We start from the raw sequence: 17,370 nt of genomic DNA on the forward strand, positions 1-17,370 counted from the left end.
ATATGCACCACACCACAAAAAGGTTCGTTGTCTTGACTTGATCTCAAGACAAGAGTTATAAACTATTGTTATGAGTGAGGGACAAGTAAAACAAGGAGGACTATGAATTGGAGATCAGTAAGGAACTTCAGGATGCCATCAATGAACAGATCAATTTCGAGCTCTACAGTGCTTTTGTGTACCTCTCCATGGCAACATGGTTAGAGACCCAGAACCTCTCAGGCATGGCTCATTGGATGGAGTTGCAGTTCCAAGAAGAATATGCTCACGCAATGCGTTTTTACCGACACATTGTTGAACGTGGTGGCCGTGTAATTCTCAAAGAGATCAAGGCTCCACAGACTGAGTGGGAATCCCCCTACGAGGTCTTCGATGACGCTTACAATCACGAGAAAGAGGTCACCCGAAGAATCTATGCGATTGGGGACATTGCCGACAAGGAAGGCGACCGAGCTGCTCAATCAATGCTCAACTGGTTCTATAACGAGCAAGTCGAAGAAGAGGCCCAGACAATGGAAATTCGAGACCTTCTCAAGCGGGCAGGCGACAATCTTGCAGCACTCATGCAGATTGATGCACGACTTGGGAGCAGAGCGGCGGGATCACCGCCTCCGGCTGAGTCAACATCACCATAGATAACTGTGAACTGTGGGCGAATTGCCCACTTAACTTCTTTTTTTAACACGTGATAATAATTAAGTTGCATTTATGTACGAATCAGGTATGTACTTATGTCACGGCACAACTGTCAATAACGGTGTGATGGGATAATGCTCCTTAATGACTTGCCTGAAAAGGTCAATAATCTTGTTTCGGGACAACGAGCCTTGGACTATGTTAGTGGTATTTCGCAGTTCCATAGAATACAAGGTAGCCCTGGAATTCATGATGCAATTCAATACTTGAAGAGTGAGATCGAGAAGGTTTCCGTCGCAAATGTTGAGATATTCAATTTTGAGATAGACGGAAAACACAGTGTTGGGTCGTGGATTGATCTTCTGAGTTGGACCCCAAAGAGCGCAACACTTGAACTGATTGAACCGGAGATGCGTGTGCTCGCAGATTTTGAGGCCGAACCCATATCACTGGCGGCTCAATCGATCTCGGCGGATCTCGAGTCAGAGGTCATCTATGTTGGAAAGGGAATAGCCCCACAGGATTATGAGGGCAAGGATGTCAAAGGGAAAGTCGTCCTGACCGAGGGTCGGGCATCGATGGTTCATCGTATTGCATGTGTTCAATATAGGGCCGCAGGCGTATTGACATTTATCCCCCCTAAGGGGGAGGATCCTCCAAACTTCAGACGGTATGAAGGCCTCTGGCCGCAACCTGACGAGGTCGAAAAAACGGGCTTTGGTTTTGCACTTACACAAGAGGATGGCATGAAGCTCAGAGACTGGTTGCAAGAGGGCAAGACCGTAAAGGTTCGTGCACGAGTTGATGCACAGTTGAAGGCAGGGACCGCCGAGGTCCTCTCAGCCGTCATTGAAGGAAAAGAACCAGCAAACGAGGTCTGGCTCATTGCCCACGTCTGTCACCCGCATCCCGGTGCGAATGATAATGCGTCAGGCTCGGGTGCCTTGATGGAGTCGCTACGTGTCATCTCTCGATTGATCAGAGATGGCCTCATGGAACAGCCAGAGTTTTCGATCAGATTTGTCTGGGTCCCTGAATGGTATGGTACGATTAGGCTCATTGACGAGCACCCGGATCTGGTCAAACGATGCAGAGCGGTCATCAATGCGGATATGGTGGGCGCTGACCCCGCAAAGGGAGGGTCCATATTGGGACTGTACCGTACCCCGTTCTCGTTGCCTACGACTATGAACGCTGTGGTCAAATATTGGTTAGAACATGAGGCAGATCGTGCGAGAACTATTGCAGTTGGTGGCACACTCAGCCCACTGCCTTGGAAATACAAACGGTACTCTGCTGGTAGCGACCATTTCATGTTTACCGACTCGACCCTGAAGATCCCGGCAGTCATGCTCAATCAGTTTCCTGACAAATTCTATCACACATCGGCCGACACTCCGGACAAGATCGACCCCCGACAGATGGCCTACGCATCACGAGTCGTCACGCTCTCAGCCATCACACTTGCCGCAAGACAGTATGCACTCGAGGACATCATTATGACCTTGTCCCGTGACGAGATCGGCGACCTGATGCGCGAGGTCACACTTCGCGGAGTGAAGGAGCTTGCCTGTTGTGTTGATGACCCGGAGAAGATCTACCCACGCTACATGCGGTGGATGGGCTATGCACAAGAACTGGGTCGTGAGACCTTGGACAGAGCTGAAAAAGAATGGAAGCTCATCAACGAACAGAGGGCCATGCTTCAGGCACTGAAGACCAGTATCGATATGCTCTACATGGCACACATCATGGTCCTGAGAAGAGCGTATGAGGGAGCATGTGCCGAGGTGGGACTTGAGGCAAAAGATGAAGAACTTCTCAAGCTCGACCCCAGCCAGTTCGATCTCGAGGTCAGACGCAAACTCAAGTATGCATTGTATCCGGGATATGTCCTTCAGAAGATGCCAGAAAAGACGGCAAAATATATTAAATTTATGACCCCTGAAGATCAACTCATGGCCCGTGTGGATGAGCTTCTCAATATGTCAGATGACTGGCGTTCGCTCTCAGACATCTTCGACCGACTCTGTTTCGAATTTGGTGACATGGATCCCAAGGTTCTCTCTATGCTGGTCGATGACCTATGTGAGCTGGGAGTTCTTGAGAAGAGGGAAATAGATGCCTGAGAAGCAATACTGGCCGTACAAGAGAGTCATCTTCGCAGGTACCTTTGACCACTTGCATGAGGGTCACAAGTACCTCCTGCGAACTGCTCTCCGATTAGGAGCACAGGTCGGTATAGGGATCACCACAGACGAGATGCTCCGAGGCAAGGCACAGCGCAAAAAGATCCAGACATATAAAGAGCGAGAGGAGGCGCTCCGAGAATTTCTTCAAGACGAGAGAGCGATTGAGAGATGCGCCATTTTTCCAATCGACACAGTTGAAGGCGGGGCGGACAAGATGGAAGACATCGATGCGCTCATCGTCTCAGACGAGATCAAGGTGGTCGAGAACGCCTTCAAGATCAACGACCTGCGATTTCGAAACGGTCTCAAACGGTTTCATATCGTCGTGATCCCACGTGTGCGATCACATGACGGACGACCTCTCTCATCCTCACGCATTCGTGATGGTGAAGAGTTTGACAAGAGAGAGTTGATCTATTAGAATCGTGAAAAGATCTGCGCGCGCGCCATGATCTCATCAAACTCGGGATTGTCCATGAGTTCAAGATAGTTGATCTGACGGGCTATCAGATCCACTCGTGCTCTGAGGGAGTGGTCCATCAACAACAGATCAGCCCCACGAATGGCTCCACCAACCTCTTGGCGTATCTGGGCCTGCTCGAAGATGGGAAAGAGTCCAATATCGTAAGCATCAACTATATCGAGATTCTCACCAAAGGCTCCAGTGAGATAGACCTGCTGAATGTCCGACGCACTGAGATCACTGGCCCTCAGAAGCATATCGATCGTTGCACGAATTGCAGCCTTTGATTGTTGCAGCATTCGGATATCGATCTGTGACAGGAAGATAGGTCTTCGCATCGCTGTGAACCGAGCATCGGCCACAACATACCTGATAGGGGGCGGAACCACCTCAAGACATGGGATCTGTAGGTCGCGGCGAAAGGAACCCATCTCATTGATCAGCTCATTACGACGCAACTCTGCGAGAAGCGAAATGCTCCCGGTCCCGCAAATCCCTCGTGGGGCGGATTGGCCGATGACCGACCAAGTCCTGTCACAAGGAGCATCACCGATCTTTATCGAACTGATGGCCCCATCCTTTGCAGGCATTCCACAGGCAATTGACATCCCCTCAAAGGCAGGACCTGATGGTGCGGAGGCCATCCAGATCCCATCTCGTGTCACAACAGAGATCTCGGTGTTTGTACCAACATCGATGGTAATAGCAGGCCTGTGATCTTCAAGAACTCCTGCTGAGAGAAGAACAGCAATGGCATCCGAGCCAATAAATGATCGAACTATCGGAGGGACAAATACATCACAAGAGAGTCCAAGTCCGAGATCGCGTGCGTTCTCCATCCGAGAAGAGGTCTCGTTAATCGTGTAAGGTGGACTCAGGAGAGAAGCTACGGACTGCGACAAGAATAGTCGTTGCATGACTGTGTTACCACAGACGACAACCAGTGAAACCTCAGATTGGGAGATCCCTGATGATACAAGAAGATCAAACATGAGCGAGCGTATGGTCTTTCGCACTTCCTCTGCCAACGACTCTAGATGTGAACGTGAACCCATAGCATGTCTTGCGCGAGTTATAATGTCAGGGCCAACACGTTGCTGCGGATTCTCTGCACGGCCCTCGATCAGTACCTCCCCCAATCTCAGGTTCACAAGGTGGCACGTGATCATCGAAGTTCCGATATCCACGGAGAGACCATATTCTTTGCTGGAAGATGAACTATCTCGGATCGCTGACAACGTGAGCCCAACTGATACTATCTGACAATCATCACAGGACAAGAAGCGCTCTTTGAAACCTTATCACTAATAGAACCGACAAACAGACGCTTGAGACCACTGACTCCACGAGAGCCCATGATGATAAAGTCAACCTCCTGCTCTGCTGCAATCTCGATGATCCGGTTGGCGGGGTCTCCATGAGAGAGAAGGTCGGTGACCTCACATCCCAGAGAGGCAGCCAATGCTTTGGATCGCATAAGAATATCCTCGCCCACTTTCTGTAGTGCAAGGAAGGGCTGATCAGACACGGTATCATGATACGGTGTGGCGTTGACCAGCATGGGGACTACGTAGAGCAGTATCACTTCTGCGTTCAGGGCTGGCGCAATTGCACAGGCATATTTGACGGCCTTGTTCGAATGTTCGGAACCGTCAACTGCAACTAGGATCTTCTTTATTTCGATTCTGTCGGTTTCGCTCATGCAGAATCCTCTCTCAAGCATATGTGGAACAACCGACCTATATCTCTCTTTCCCAACATGAAGCTCTGTACGAAAAAGCCCCCAGTGCAAACAGGATCTGTCAGGGCAGCACTATGATTCGAATGTACTCAAACGTCACGTTGAGAGTCATGCTCACTCATGGTATTACTCATTGACTGCTCAGAACTTTTTTCAGAGACCATGTCATACAAAATCACGGTCAAGGCGGGTCGTAAAATGAAAACGCTCGAAGACATTATGAAGACACTGAAAGGACTTCAGGAAAAAATAGGAAGAGAATTCAGAGCAGAAGTCCTTGGGATATTTGGTTCCTATGCCCGTGGCGAGCAGAGAAAAGAGAGTGATGTGGACATCTTGGTGAGATTCAGAGAAGACGCCACTCTCTTCGACCTGGTGGGGCTTGGAGAATTCTTAGAAACAAAATTGGGGATTAAAGTGGATATTGTCTCAGAGAGAGCCATAAGACCAGAACTGAGGGGGCAGATACTAGAAGAGGTTGTGGCCATATGAAACGTGATCCCAATCTATTTTTGATAGACATAGAGGACGCAATCGAATCTATCGAAAAATTCGTCGAAGGAATGGATTATGAAAAGTTTGTCGAGGATGACAAGACTTCGAGTGCAGTCATTAGAAAGTTTGAAATTATTGGGGAGGCATCAAAGAGTATTCCCATGAACATCAGAGAAAAGTACCCACAAATCCCATGGAAAAGGATGGCGGGAATGCGGGATCGGCTAATTCATGGATATTTTGGTATTGACAGCAAATTAGTTTGGGAAGCGATAAAAACAGAACTTCCACGAGTCAAAGAAGAGATACGGAGAATTTTAACAGATTTAGAAAATTAGACTGTTTCACCATATAAAAATTGACAATGAAAAATTAATCTATCCGCCCGATTATAATTTAACAACATGAGTGATTCCTGACTTCGTTCAGTCATACGATATAATAACTCTAAGACAAATGCCTCATGCAAACCCCAAGAATAAAAACTCGGTGTATCATATAGAGCCAACAGATTTGTTTAATACACAATATGTCACTGATTAGAGCACTGCATGGAGGATGCAATATGAGACTTACTGGAACCCAATACTCTCTTGAGAAAAAGACCGACATTCTTGAACTTAAGAAGGCAGGAAAGGTCGTTGAGACCTATGCATTCAAGGGGCGATCAATCGATGAACTCACCGATGAGATCTGGAACTCCCTACGAAGAAAAGGGTCCCCGATCAACAAAGAGATCTTGCTGGAAGGACTGTTCGGTATGTTTCCGGGTGTTCGCCGTCATGGCCCCATCAAGTGAAACATCGTCACCATAGTCAGTTTTACTGTGGCAGGGAGCCAAAGTCCCTGCGTCCATGTATTAGATCGTTGATGATTGAGACAAGGTCATCCACTGCCACCCGAACTTGTTCCATGCTGTCGCGGTCACGAATTGTGGCTGTTCCATCTTCTATTGTCTGATAATCAATAGTGATACAGAACGGAGTTCCAATCTCGTCCTGTCGCCTGTACCTCTTGCCAATTGATCCGCTCTTGTCAAAGTACGTGATGAAACCACTCTCTAATATTTTGTTATATATTTCTGTGGCTGGCCCCATCAGCTCGGGCTTTCCCATCAATGGAAAGACTGCCACCTGAATAGGTGCGACCTCGGGCGGAAACTTCAACCAAGCAGTCCCGCGATCCTCACCTGCGACATAGGCATTATCGATCAGACAATAGAGCGGGCGCTCCACTCCGAAAGCGATCTCCAGCACATTTGGAACAACTGGTTTCTTGTCAACCTTCACACTCAATTTTTCCTTGCTGTATTCCTGGTGGCGGGTCAGGTCATAGTTGCCGCGATCATGAATACCACAGCACTCCACCCATCCGAAGCTTCTGGTGTGGATCTCCACGTCCCATGCATCAGCGGCATAGTGCGCACGCTCAGTCGGAAGGTGTTGACGCAGACGCAGCATATCATCAGTAAAGCCCATGTCCCGAAAGATAGAGTATGCAAGATAGACACACCATGCATAGGCGGGAGTCTGAAAGTGCTTCTTCTTCAGAGCATCCTTCATGGTCATCGTGACGACTTTATCTTCGCCACTCTCTTGCACCTGATAGGGAACAATAGGCATGGTCTCATCAGCGATCGTGTCGAACTGCGGCCAATCGTTCTCGTGGGAGTCGAGCAAGAAGATCTGGCCCTCGACCTGTGTGAACTCGCGTAGGCGCAACATTCCCTGCCGTGGAGAGATCTCGTTCCGATAGGCCTTTCCGATCTGAAAGACGGAACCCGGTAGTCGGTCCCGGAAGAACGTGAGCAGTCGCTTGAACAAGAGATAGGTTGTAGTAGCGGTCTCAGGTCGAAGGTATGCTTCTGTATCGAGACCGACTCTGGTCTTGAGCATCAGATTATATTGTTGAACAGGACCAAGCTCGCTCTTGCAGGTAGGACAGGTGATGCCCAATTCCTTGATCTTCTCAGTCAGTTCTTCAACACTCAGGCCCTTGATATGGGCATCGGGAGCCTGTTCTTCGATCAGCGTGTCTGCACGAAAGGCCTGACCACACTTTGTACATTTTGTCACAGGGTCGATGAACCCCTCTAGGTGACCGGAGGCCTTCCAAACGATCGCGGGAGAGACCGTAGGACATTCTACCTCCCAAAAGTTAGACCGTACGAACGCGGAACGTATACGCGACTCCAGACGGTTCTTCAACAGTTTGCCTAGGGGTCCAAGATCATAGAACCCGGAAGAACCACCATAGATCTCAGGGGAGGGACCCCAGAAGAACCCGCGCTTCTTTGATAGTCCGTAGACCAGATCGGTAAAGTCTTTCTCAGTTGTCATTGTCCTGTTCACACCACTGGCTTGTTTGAGAGAGGCTTAAAGATATAACTCTCTGTTAATTTTGATAGAGGACTGCCATGCCATCAGTCTTATTAACTAGAAGACGACCTCTGGCCCGAGAGTGACAAGTATGGTCAACGACTCAAGGATCTCTGGCTTTTACAAGCTCTCTAGAGAAGAGCGAGTTAAGAAGATTCAGGAACTCACAGGACTTGGTGATGAGGACCTCAAAGAGCTCATCAACCCAGGTGACATGGACATGGATATCCTCGACCACATGATCGAGAATGTGATCGGTTCGATGACCTTGCCGCTTGGCATCGCCACAAACTTCCGGATCAACGAGAAGGACTATCTCATTCCCATGGCAATCGAGGAACCCTCAGTGGTTGCAGCAGCCAGCAATGCCGCACGCATGGCCCGACCACATGGTGGATTTTTCGCCACGGACACGGGACCGGTCATGAGAGCACAGATCCAAGCAATCAATGTTCCCACTCCATTTGAAGCAAAGATGAAGATCATTGAAGCGAAAGAAGAGATCCTAAAACTCGCCAACGAGCAAGACCCAATTCTGGTCAAGTTCGGAGGAGGCGCACGAGACCTCATTGTCAGAATCATCGATACCGCGATCGGCCCGATGGTCATCACAGAACTCGTAGTTGATACTCGTGATGCAATGGGAGCGAACGCTGTAAACACGATGGCCGAGGCTGTTGCTCCGACAATCGAGAGAATTACGGGAGGTCGAGTGTATTTACGAATCCTCTCCAATCTTGCCGATCTGCGACTGGTCAGGGTAAGAGCGACCTTTGACAAAGAACTACTCGGCGGAGAAGATGTGGTTGATGGAATTGTTGCGGCATGGGCCTTTGCAGAGGCTGACCCCTACAGATGCGCCACCCACAACAAAGGGATCATGAACGGCATAGATGCAGTCGTCATCGCCACAGGTAACGACTTCAGAGCCATCGAGGCAGGTGCTCACAGTTACGCATCCGTTGACGGATATGGCTCACTGACCAAGTACGAGAAAGATTCCAACGGGAATCTGGTTGGCAGCATCGAGATCCCAATGGCCGTAGGTCTCATCGGTGGTGCCACAAAAGTTCATCCTGTCGCTCGCGCATGTGTGAAGATCTTAGGTGTCAAGACTGCCACCGAGCTTGGTCATATCGTAGCAAGTGTCGGTCTCGCTCAGAACTTGGCTGCACTTCGTGCTCTGGCCGCTGAGGGTATCCAGAAGGGGCACATGGCACTTCATGCTCGTAACGTGGCGGCAACAGCAGGAGCAAAGGGAGACCTCATCGACATAGTTGCTGAACAGATGGTACGTGAGAAAAAGATCAATATGGAACGGGCAAAAGAGATCCTCTCAGAAATATCGTCGAAAAAGTGAGCGATTGTTCGAAAAATGGTCAACTATTCGTAGCCATAATGTATTTGAGCAAATACGCAACACAAGTTTCATTTGATTAAGGACCACGCGGGCCAAGAGCAGGAAGAGGTCTCGAAAAATGGAAACTGAAAACGAATGCCAACAATGGGAGAGGGTCGCAGGCGAGTTCGCAGAGAGCGAGAAGTACTTTCAGGCTGCAAATCAGTACGTACAGGCGGCTCAATGCTATCTCGAACGCGTCATTGAGATGACCCGAAAAGCTGCTGAGAACTATCACATTCATGCTGAAGCGATACTTGAAGAGAACAACCATCAAGCCGCGGCAATGTCATATTTTGAGGCTGCAAATCAGTATCGCCAGCTCAACGAATATGACACAGCACTCACACTCTTTGAGACCGCTGCTGAACAGGCTCTCAAAGCGGATATGACAGAGACCGCTGCGAAATCGTATCTCTGGGCTGCCTTTGCGTGCCACAAATTGGGCAACTCAGAATATTTCCTCACGACCGCAGAGAACATGGGCAATCTGTACGAGAAGGCAGCAGAACTATCTCTTGAAGAGGGGAAGGCCGAACGTGCAATCATCAATCTCTCTCTGGCTGCCATGGGGTTCTCCACTATTGAGAGCGATGATAAGGCCAAAGAACTCATTGAAAAGGCCAAACGCATAATTGGCAAGACATCATGGGACTGGCTTGTATCGCTTCTGAACTTCAGTGAAGCCCTCGCCAACCGTGACACAGATGAGGCCGAAGAGATCGTTCAGCACTTCACAGAGGAACGGACAATTCAGGAAGTCATGAATGCATGCCTGAACATAGTCACTGAACGCGAAAGGGCAAAACGGAAGAAGTGAACTAGATCACGTTCACCATTCCCGATTCCACGAGTTCCGAAACATCTTTCCCACTCGTGACTTTCACTGTGACAATACCCTCCCCCAAGACCTCACCACGGACATACACTTGAAAGCGCATGGTCTCACCAGCGCCAATAAACTGAATGATCTTATCGCGTCCTCCAATCGAGAGGTCAAGATTATCGGAGAGGTCAATATCCACGTGAATGTTATTGGCCGGTCCGTCACCAGTGTTTTTTAGAGCAATGTCGATGACGACCTCATCACCAAGTGAACAGTCAATGCGCCGGGGAGTCATATCGATCTCTAGCTGGGCAGGGGCTGGATCGATCCGAAACTCAAGACGATTGCTATGTTTGTTGACAAGGACCTGTTCGCCCTCAAGGGTCATGCGGAACGGGCCAACAACGCCATCGCCACTCAAGACCGGATTGAGCACAATGAGCCAAGAGCCTGTGGTAGAAGGTTCATGGCCGATCTCGGGCTCACGGATGAAGGTCAGACTATTGGACAATGGCAGACGATAATCAACGACCTTCACAGAAACGGGACAAGTGTAATGGAGTTCAAGTTCAATAGGGGTCTTGGCGGGAACCGACTCAATGGGCGGACCTGCCCAATCAACAACAACATCCGTCTGCATTGCGATTTTTACGGACGAAACCACAAAATTGATCACATCAGAGAGAGCGTCACTGGTCTTGACACCGCCCAAGACTTTATTCAGTCGCGCCTCCTGAACATCATCGCCCTCACAGAGGACCTTGACACACAGTGAAGCAAGATTGAAGAGATTACCACGAGAACCGCTGGACGTAGAACTTCGCTTATCGGCCTTCTTGAAGAGATTGATTGCAGTATCAAAGGCACGAGCGGCAAGGTAGCAGATGACAGCGCTGCTCAATGCATCATTGGCATTTCTATACTTCTTATCACGATGAAGGTGGTCAGAGGCCTCGGCATAGAGACCTCCACCCTCTGCAAAGACTCCATCTGCGAGAAGAAGGTCGGCCGCAGCGATCTTCATCTCCGCGGTACGAGTATGATCATTATTCTCAAGTGCAGCATAGGCTGCTTCACGATAATACTTGATAGCAAAATCAACATGATTTGCCTCTAGAAATAACAGAGAGGCCTTCTCAAACTCGTCACTGGCATAGTCGGGATAGCCCTCTTCTAACTCTTCGAGCGCTTTGTCCACATGCTTCTTCGCTCGTTCCAGTGGATCTCTCTTGAAAAACTTGAACATGATAACAGACCTCAACTGACACAGAGGAATAACAACGCCCGTTCATTTTATCGGTTTCGGCTAGCGTGAATCTCGGCATCAACATGAGTTCACTGATTAATACACTGTGCTCTCCAAGAAGGCGTGCGGTTCATAAAAAATATTTTCATAACATCTATTAGGAAATACAGGCAATTACTCAAGACGCATAGTGGAACTCGATGTGGGAGAACTTACAATATGGGAGAAAATATGGTCTCACAAAATGGCTGGGCTGAGGAGCGTCTTGACGAGGTTCGCGCAAGGGCGATCATCACCGAAATTTTTCAAGAAGCAAAGCAAACACCACCAAGTGTGATAGAATTTGTCCGAACATCTGACATCCAGTCAAGGCCTCAGATCAGTCTAGATGAAGGAGTACTCCATGTAGAGGCCTTCGCAGAATACGAGTTAAAGAAACTGGTAGGACAACTTATCCTTAGACAGAGATGGTCGTTGATTTCATGGTTTTTAGTAAATCATGGTAGACTGTTTATCATCATCAATTCTTTTTTGCTGGGGGGCGTACTTGCGATAGTGGCCATTATCGCTCAGATGAACCAGAGCATACAAACCGAGATGATCACGTGGGCAGTGCTCGTAACAACTTTGCTCATGCAAATAATAATATATATTGGCCCAATTAAGCATATGCGGCTAAAAAGAAAACTTGCTATTGATATGCGACACCTCTCCTGCCTGACCGAGTATGATGCACATGATTTGAAGATGGATCAAATAATATTAGTAATTACATTTATGATGCCAATCTCTTGGGCAATATTTATTTTAACTGTTTTGAACAATACAATCTCTTATTCAGATGCCAGTTATGACATCGTATTTGGAGTACCGCTGGCACTCAGCGTCTTGGGAGTTTTTCTATGGATTCCTACCGCATTGCTTTGCTCGCGCACAGATCTCTGCTTTGGAAAAAGAAGAGATGACGCAAAGAGAGGGGCCCGTTATCACACGTCAGAATATCTTGAGAGAGCGTTCAATGAAGTGATCGACAAGCTGGAACTCAGAGAAGGCCTATATTCAGCATATGACGAGTTTGATTCGATCAATGTGAGATATAGAGATATCAAGTATCCACAATGCCGCGAGATTTATTTTTATGTCAACAAGAGAACATTAATGATCAAAGCATCAGACATCTCCGAAGAGGCGGCAAAACGCTTTGGCATTGCCAGACTCGTAGCAGATAGCATTCAACCCGATTCCGATGAAATTCTATCACAGAGGAGCAGACCAATATTCAATTTCATGTTCGTCATCTCTATGGCCCTAGCAGGCGCAATAATGAAATATAGCATATCTCAAGACGCCATGGTGATCACCAGTATCATTGCGGCAGTGATTTTCACATGGTCATGGCTCATAGAATGGCGATATAATAGTGAAATGCGAGAGAAGATGGCCATGGCGCTCAAGAGGACTGGCCTCTTTTCCGAAGAGTCTGCGAAATTGCATACAAGATTGGTCAAGATAATCTCGGCCAGGTTTGACCTGAGCATTCTGATAGGATCATTATTCATCTTATTCGGAATGGTGTGGTTGCTGAGTGTGACTAATGGTGTATGAACCAATCAAGAATACATGGCAACCACCAAAGATCCCGTCAACAAGAAATTTCGGGAACATATGCAAAGTTGACAAAAGCATAAGAAATATCGGAAGTTATTTGGAGGAGACCCCATGCCTAAATCGTTCATCTACTGGACAGATCCGCTCGTAGACACGTTTGACGTGACAATTGTATCGTGTGTCAAGGGAGAAGAAGGATACGAGGTGGTCATTGATGATCCGGTTGTGCGACCCGAAGGGGGTGGTCAAGCTGGAGACCGTGGATCACTTGTACAAAAGAAGAAGACCATCGAGTTCTTTGACACTCGTGAACAGGACGGCAATCTCATCCTCGTATGTAAGGCACCTGTTGAGAAAGGAGCAGCAACACTTCAGGTGGATATGGCATGGCGAAGAGCATCGATGAGAAACCATAGTGCGGAGCATCTCTTCGTGAGCCAGATGAAACGTATTCACAAGGACGCCGAACTTGGATATATCTGGATAGATGGAGAACACGGTACTGTCGATGTTCACGGTAGTGAGATCACACTGGAGGAGGTCTTTGCAGCAGAACGCGAGGTCCAGCGAATCATTGCAGAGGACGTACCTTTGGACACGCGGATCGTTCCGGCGAACGAACTTGATGAGACCGTAAGGGCACGCGAGGGCGTCACAAAAAAGCACGGAGAGGTCAGAATCGTCTCATTTGGTGACTATGACAGCTCGGCATGTTCAGGAGTTCATGTGCTGTCAACTGGGGACATAAAATTATTCAAAGTCGTCAATTGCAAGTTCGCTGACGATCGCGTCAGGGTAGAGTTCATGACGGGCGAGCGTGCGATCGAAGAAGTCACCAAGGTCTATAATGAAGTCCTGTCGAGAAGAGAGACCTACCCCTTTGAGATGGAACAGATAGGAGCGGTCTTGGATCGTAGCAAGCACGTCTTGATCGAGAGAGATATGCTCGTCGAGAAGATGGAAGAACTGATCACATCCCGACTTGGTGGCGAAACCATAGAAGACCTACTCTTCGTAGCCGAACTGTTACCCGGATTTGAATCAGGGGATCTTCGGCGAATCTTGAAGAAGATACCATTCAAAGGAAAGATGGCAGTGCTTCTATTCACACCAGACAGAAAATCAAACTTCATCTTTGCCGTTAATGAGCTGGGACAGGAGGCCAAGGAGATCATAGGCCCAATAGTTCAGAATCTAGGTGGTAGAGGCGGAGGCAGCAGGGATGTGTTCACTGGAGGATTTACTGACGTGGAGGACCCACTAGGACTCTTTGAGCAGTTGAAAAATAAAATAAGAGAGAGGCTGTCAAAGGCATAGATCACTCCAAGCCGTGTACTTTTGCAATCTCAGACCAGAACTTCTTAACAGCCCAAGGAACAGCAATGAACTCTTCACGGAACCCATCAAAGTTTAGACCCTGTGACAGCATCTCCTGAGAGGTCCCGATATATCCACGTTCTTGCTCGAAATCAAAACAGACCTCTGCATATCGACGGTTCGCACCAAGAAGATCGAGGAGGACTGCCTGTTTCTTGTCCTCTGGGATCTTGTCAAGAGGATAGACATCTGCATAGACCTGTACCCATCGCTGACCAGGCCTGACATAGACAGCATACCGGAAGTGAGTGTCATCTTCAGCAGACTCATCGGTGACTGGCTGACCATCCTTACGTTCGGTAAAGATAAGCTCAAAGACACCAGCCTCTTCATTCCACTGAAACTTCAAATTCAGCAGATAGAGATACTCTTCAACCTGTGATTTTACGTCTACCAATTTGCTCGCCCTGCTAATTGCATGGTATGGGTATCTTAAGAGTGTTGGTAGGCTATAGAAGAGATTACTTTTGGCCACCTCTCCCCCCTCCAAGTATGTCCCATCGGACGAACAAGCGGACGAGACAAGTACCTTAGAAGTCCGAGTGAAACTTGCGCACAGAAGATTCTCCCGAGGAATGAATTGTGCTCACGAGCAGATCAGCGCACACCCAAGTGCAACTTGAACCTACTCTTGGCACACGATCTCTCACCGTATTTACTCCTCCCGGTATCACCGTTGAACCCGCAAAATATCCCACCATGTTCGTTGGCGTTCTCGCCAGTACCCACCCCTCCCAACATATCTCAATCTACGACCATCCTCGAGCATGGAAGGGATTCAGTAGAGATGCGATCAGACACATGCGCGAGCGACTCTACAGATTTTTGGTCCCTATCGACGCTCGCGACATGTTCCCTCGGGAGACTCTTGACACTCTTAGAACAATTGCATTATCCGTCACACCTCTTGCGCTTGGCGTGGAGACACCATCTCTTCCTCCACGCCGTCTTCGACCATTGGCGGGCATTCTTCCCGCAGGACCTAATGTCATTGTTCAGGATATTGAAATCCTCTCAGAACCGGAGATCAGTCATGTTGCACAAAAGATCTGCGAGAAAGACATCCCGGCCTCAGAGGGGGCATGGCAACTGCTAGACTATGATTACTCTCTTGATCAGGTCGTAAGGCTCATGTCGCTTGGGATGCTGGGGCGCCTTGATAAGAGACGGCTCGTGCAGACTCGTAGTGCATACAAGGTGATCATTGACGCATATATTGAGCGGGCCATTGCAGGTCTGAGAGAACAACCGATCTCTGAGGGTTATCGAATTCATATAGCAAATTACTATGGCGACTCATTTATCATCATTACCAGACCCGGAGAGGCCAGAGTTGATTATATCAGGGCAGAAAAGACCACTACAGGATTTCAGATTCTCGCAGATCTCGAAGACTCGAAATCTATAGCAAACCCTCCGAAACTCTCGGTCCTTGCGGATCATGCTCGCTTCGCAGCCTATCGAACAATGCGAGAAGAGCAACAGTCATCGCATGTCATTATTTTGCACTCGAATGTAGAACCAAACAATAATGACCTCGAACCTTGGCTTACACGATTTGGGGTCGCACAAGCGATGCAGGCACAACCTGCACTGCTCGACTCTGTAGATAACGTACTGGCAATCCTTCAGACGATTCTCCGACCAAATCTAAGACTATGGGACGAACACACACCTTTATTGAAGCGGCTGGCCAAGAATTGAAGTCATATTAAAATAAAAAACGACTTACCAAGAGGCGACATACGTCCGACATCCGTCCGACATGTGCTGTTGATAAAAAAAGAAAAAAGGAGAGAGGGCAAAAGGCCCTTAGATCTTCTCCTTAGCCTCTTTGCGTGATACGCCCTTGTAGAGAAACATCAAGCCCAAGACCGATAAGATACCACCGGAGACCATTCCGCCTCCGACCAGTATTGAGAGCTTAAAGGCAAGATACAAGAGACCAACACCAAGCAGAAGGAAGATAAGACCACCACCAACTGCCATTCCACGAAACGCAAGAGAACGCGGATACTTGCTCTCGATCACATAGCCTGTGGCTGCTGAGACCGAAGCCTTGTACGTGCGACTACCATACCGATACTCAAGCTCCCAGACAGGAACATGGATCAGATAGGTCTCGCCAACATCAATGTCGTCATTGCGCTCGTCGATCTTGTCAACCTCATCCATTATCAATGCGGTCTGTTTCTCGAAGGCCAGGTTCTTTGCTATCTCCCGCGCCTCATCTTCACCTACTTGGCTATGTAGGACCTTCCCATCAAACTCCTCCGCATGTGCATGACTGAAGTATTCCTTCGCACGTGTAGGAATTGGAAAGTTCTTGATATCCTCATCAATGTTCTCTATACCGGGCACACTGAGTTCGTAACGCCTCTCGAATCGTCCGGATTCGGGTTTCCAGTAGAAGTCAATCCGCTTGTATGCACCGCGGTATTGTGGCCACTCGTCGTAAAAGTTAGCATCTTTGCCCATACCCTTGTAGCTGGTATCTGCATCGACACGACTGATCCAGAACGGGTAGAAGACCAGTTTGGCCTTGACGAACTTGGCTGCAACGGGGAGATCATGTGGAGCACCGAGTTGTTTGGAACACCAATCAAGCAAGGTCCTCTGCGCCTCTGACTGCGGGAAGTGGACTCGGATCATGTAATGATCTTTGAACTTTTTACCGGCCGTTGTCTGAGCAGTACCACAATAAGGACAGACCAGAAGAACGTCCCCTGGACCCGCCTCGAAATCAGCATCACAAAACGCACATCTCACCATGATATCACCCTCGCTTCTCCCGCTGCGTCATAAGCAGCACTCTGAAACCAAAGAACGCCATAATCACACCAATGATTGCAGCGACAGCACCACCAATGATCCGGCTGGTTGAATCAATCAGACTCCCGAGGTAAGCCAGTTCGCCACCGACCCCACCGACAATGATACCGATGAGACCGATCAGGGTCCACATAATTCTCTGGCCCTTGGTGATAGGAATCTCTCCAAGAACAACCT

Annotated in this window: 18 protein-coding genes; 11 read left to right on the top strand and 7 right to left on the bottom strand. The window is 48.5% G+C overall.

Annotated features, from left to right (window positions below; genetic code table 11):
- Window positions 1-107: 107 nt before the first annotated feature.
- From K9W43_13855 to K9W43_13865, 3 genes are all read left to right on the top strand, one after another.
- Complete coding sequence (locus tag K9W43_13855; GenBank protein ID MCF2138312.1) at window positions 108-635, top strand: ferritin; 528 nt, start codon at window positions 108-110, stop codon at window positions 633-635.
- Window positions 636-770: 135 nt separating this feature from the next.
- The gene (locus tag K9W43_13860) at window positions 771-2,765 is read left to right on the top strand and encodes a DUF4910 domain-containing protein (GenBank protein ID MCF2138313.1); all 1,995 of its coding nucleotides are present in this window, start codon (window positions 771-773) and stop codon (window positions 2,763-2,765) included.
- Window positions 2,758-3,249 carry a pantetheine-phosphate adenylyltransferase gene (locus K9W43_13865; GenBank protein MCF2138314.1) on the top strand — a complete coding sequence of 164 codons (492 nt, stop codon included), beginning with the start codon at window positions 2,758-2,760 and terminating at the stop codon, window positions 3,247-3,249. The genes K9W43_13860 and K9W43_13865 overlap by 8 nt, the downstream gene beginning before the upstream one ends.
- On the opposite strand, the gene K9W43_13870 is transcribed toward K9W43_13865, so the two are convergent.
- Window positions 3,246-4,529, bottom strand: coding sequence for an ASKHA domain-containing protein (locus tag K9W43_13870; protein MCF2138315.1), 1,284 nt, complete (start codon window positions 4,527-4,529; stop codon window positions 3,246-3,248). The genes K9W43_13865 and K9W43_13870 overlap by 4 nt on opposite strands.
- A gap of 17 nt (window positions 4,530-4,546) precedes the next feature.
- Window positions 4,547-4,993: a universal stress protein gene (locus tag K9W43_13875; protein ID MCF2138316.1), complete on the bottom strand. Its 447-nt coding sequence runs from the start codon at window positions 4,991-4,993 to the stop codon at window positions 4,547-4,549.
- A gap of 237 nt (window positions 4,994-5,230) precedes the next feature.
- On the opposite strand from K9W43_13875, the gene K9W43_13880 reads away from it, so the two are divergent.
- From K9W43_13880 to K9W43_13890, 3 genes are all read left to right on the top strand, one after another.
- Window positions 5,231-5,524, top strand: a complete 294-nt coding sequence (locus K9W43_13880) for a nucleotidyltransferase family protein (GenBank protein ID MCF2138317.1) — start codon at window positions 5,231-5,233, stop codon at window positions 5,522-5,524.
- Complete coding sequence (locus K9W43_13885; GenBank protein MCF2138318.1) at window positions 5,521-5,865, top strand: DUF86 domain-containing protein; 345 nt, start codon at window positions 5,521-5,523, stop codon at window positions 5,863-5,865. The genes K9W43_13880 and K9W43_13885 overlap by 4 nt, the downstream gene beginning before the upstream one ends.
- 227 nt (window positions 5,866-6,092) lie before the next feature.
- Window positions 6,093-6,326 carry a hypothetical protein gene (locus K9W43_13890; GenBank protein MCF2138319.1) on the top strand — a complete coding sequence of 78 codons (234 nt, stop codon included), beginning with the start codon at window positions 6,093-6,095 and terminating at the stop codon, window positions 6,324-6,326.
- A gap of 22 nt (window positions 6,327-6,348) precedes the next feature.
- Here K9W43_13890 and glyS read toward each other — a convergent pair whose 3' ends face one another.
- On the bottom strand, window positions 6,349-7,866 hold the full coding sequence (glyS, locus tag K9W43_13895) for a glycine--tRNA ligase (protein ID MCF2138320.1): 1,518 nt from the start codon (window positions 7,864-7,866) through the stop codon (window positions 6,349-6,351).
- A 130-nt stretch (window positions 7,867-7,996) separates the two neighbouring features.
- On the opposite strand from glyS, the gene K9W43_13900 reads away from it, so the two are divergent.
- Both K9W43_13900 and K9W43_13905 read left to right on the top strand, forming a co-directional pair.
- Window positions 7,997-9,265, top strand: coding sequence for a hydroxymethylglutaryl-CoA reductase, degradative (locus K9W43_13900; GenBank protein ID MCF2138321.1), 1,269 nt, complete (start codon window positions 7,997-7,999; stop codon window positions 9,263-9,265).
- A gap of 118 nt (window positions 9,266-9,383) precedes the next feature.
- Window positions 9,384-10,124, top strand: a complete 741-nt coding sequence (locus K9W43_13905) for a hypothetical protein (protein MCF2138322.1) — start codon at window positions 9,384-9,386, stop codon at window positions 10,122-10,124.
- 1 nt (window position 10,125) lies between these two features.
- On the opposite strand, the gene K9W43_13910 is transcribed toward K9W43_13905, so the two are convergent.
- On the bottom strand, window positions 10,126-11,376 hold the full coding sequence (locus tag K9W43_13910) for a hypothetical protein (protein ID MCF2138323.1): 1,251 nt from the start codon (window positions 11,374-11,376) through the stop codon (window positions 10,126-10,128).
- Window positions 11,377-11,595: 219 nt separating this feature from the next.
- Here K9W43_13910 and K9W43_13915 point away from each other — a divergent pair, with 219 nt between their 5' ends.
- Complete coding sequence (locus tag K9W43_13915) at window positions 11,596-12,981, top strand: hypothetical protein (GenBank protein MCF2138324.1); 1,386 nt, start codon at window positions 11,596-11,598, stop codon at window positions 12,979-12,981.
- A gap of 114 nt (window positions 12,982-13,095) precedes the next feature.
- Window positions 13,096-14,301 (top strand): hypothetical protein, encoded by a 1,206-nt coding sequence (locus K9W43_13920; GenBank protein ID MCF2138325.1) that lies wholly within the window; start codon window positions 13,096-13,098, stop codon window positions 14,299-14,301.
- 1 nt (window position 14,302) lies between these two features.
- Here K9W43_13920 and K9W43_13925 read toward each other — a convergent pair whose 3' ends face one another.
- The gene (locus K9W43_13925) at window positions 14,303-14,836 is read right to left on the bottom strand and encodes a hypothetical protein (GenBank protein ID MCF2138326.1); all 534 of its coding nucleotides are present in this window, start codon (window positions 14,834-14,836) and stop codon (window positions 14,303-14,305) included.
- A 137-nt stretch (window positions 14,837-14,973) separates the two neighbouring features.
- Here K9W43_13925 and K9W43_13930 point away from each other — a divergent pair, with 137 nt between their 5' ends.
- Window positions 14,974-16,065 carry a hypothetical protein gene (locus tag K9W43_13930; GenBank protein MCF2138327.1) on the top strand — a complete coding sequence of 364 codons (1,092 nt, stop codon included), beginning with the start codon at window positions 14,974-14,976 and terminating at the stop codon, window positions 16,063-16,065.
- A 108-nt stretch (window positions 16,066-16,173) separates the two neighbouring features.
- On the opposite strand, the gene K9W43_13935 is transcribed toward K9W43_13930, so the two are convergent.
- Both K9W43_13935 and K9W43_13940 read right to left on the bottom strand, forming a co-directional pair.
- Window positions 16,174-17,133 (bottom strand): hypothetical protein, encoded by a 960-nt coding sequence (locus K9W43_13935; protein MCF2138328.1) that lies wholly within the window; start codon window positions 17,131-17,133, stop codon window positions 16,174-16,176.
- A gap of 4 nt (window positions 17,134-17,137) precedes the next feature.
- Window positions 17,138-17,370 (bottom strand): hypothetical protein (locus K9W43_13940; GenBank protein MCF2138329.1); only part of this gene is annotated, 233 nt, incomplete at its 5' end.

The sequence above is a fragment of the Candidatus Thorarchaeota archaeon genome (assembly GCA_021498125.1).
Classification (GTDB): domain Archaea; phylum Asgardarchaeota; class Thorarchaeia; order Thorarchaeales; family Thorarchaeaceae; genus B65-G9.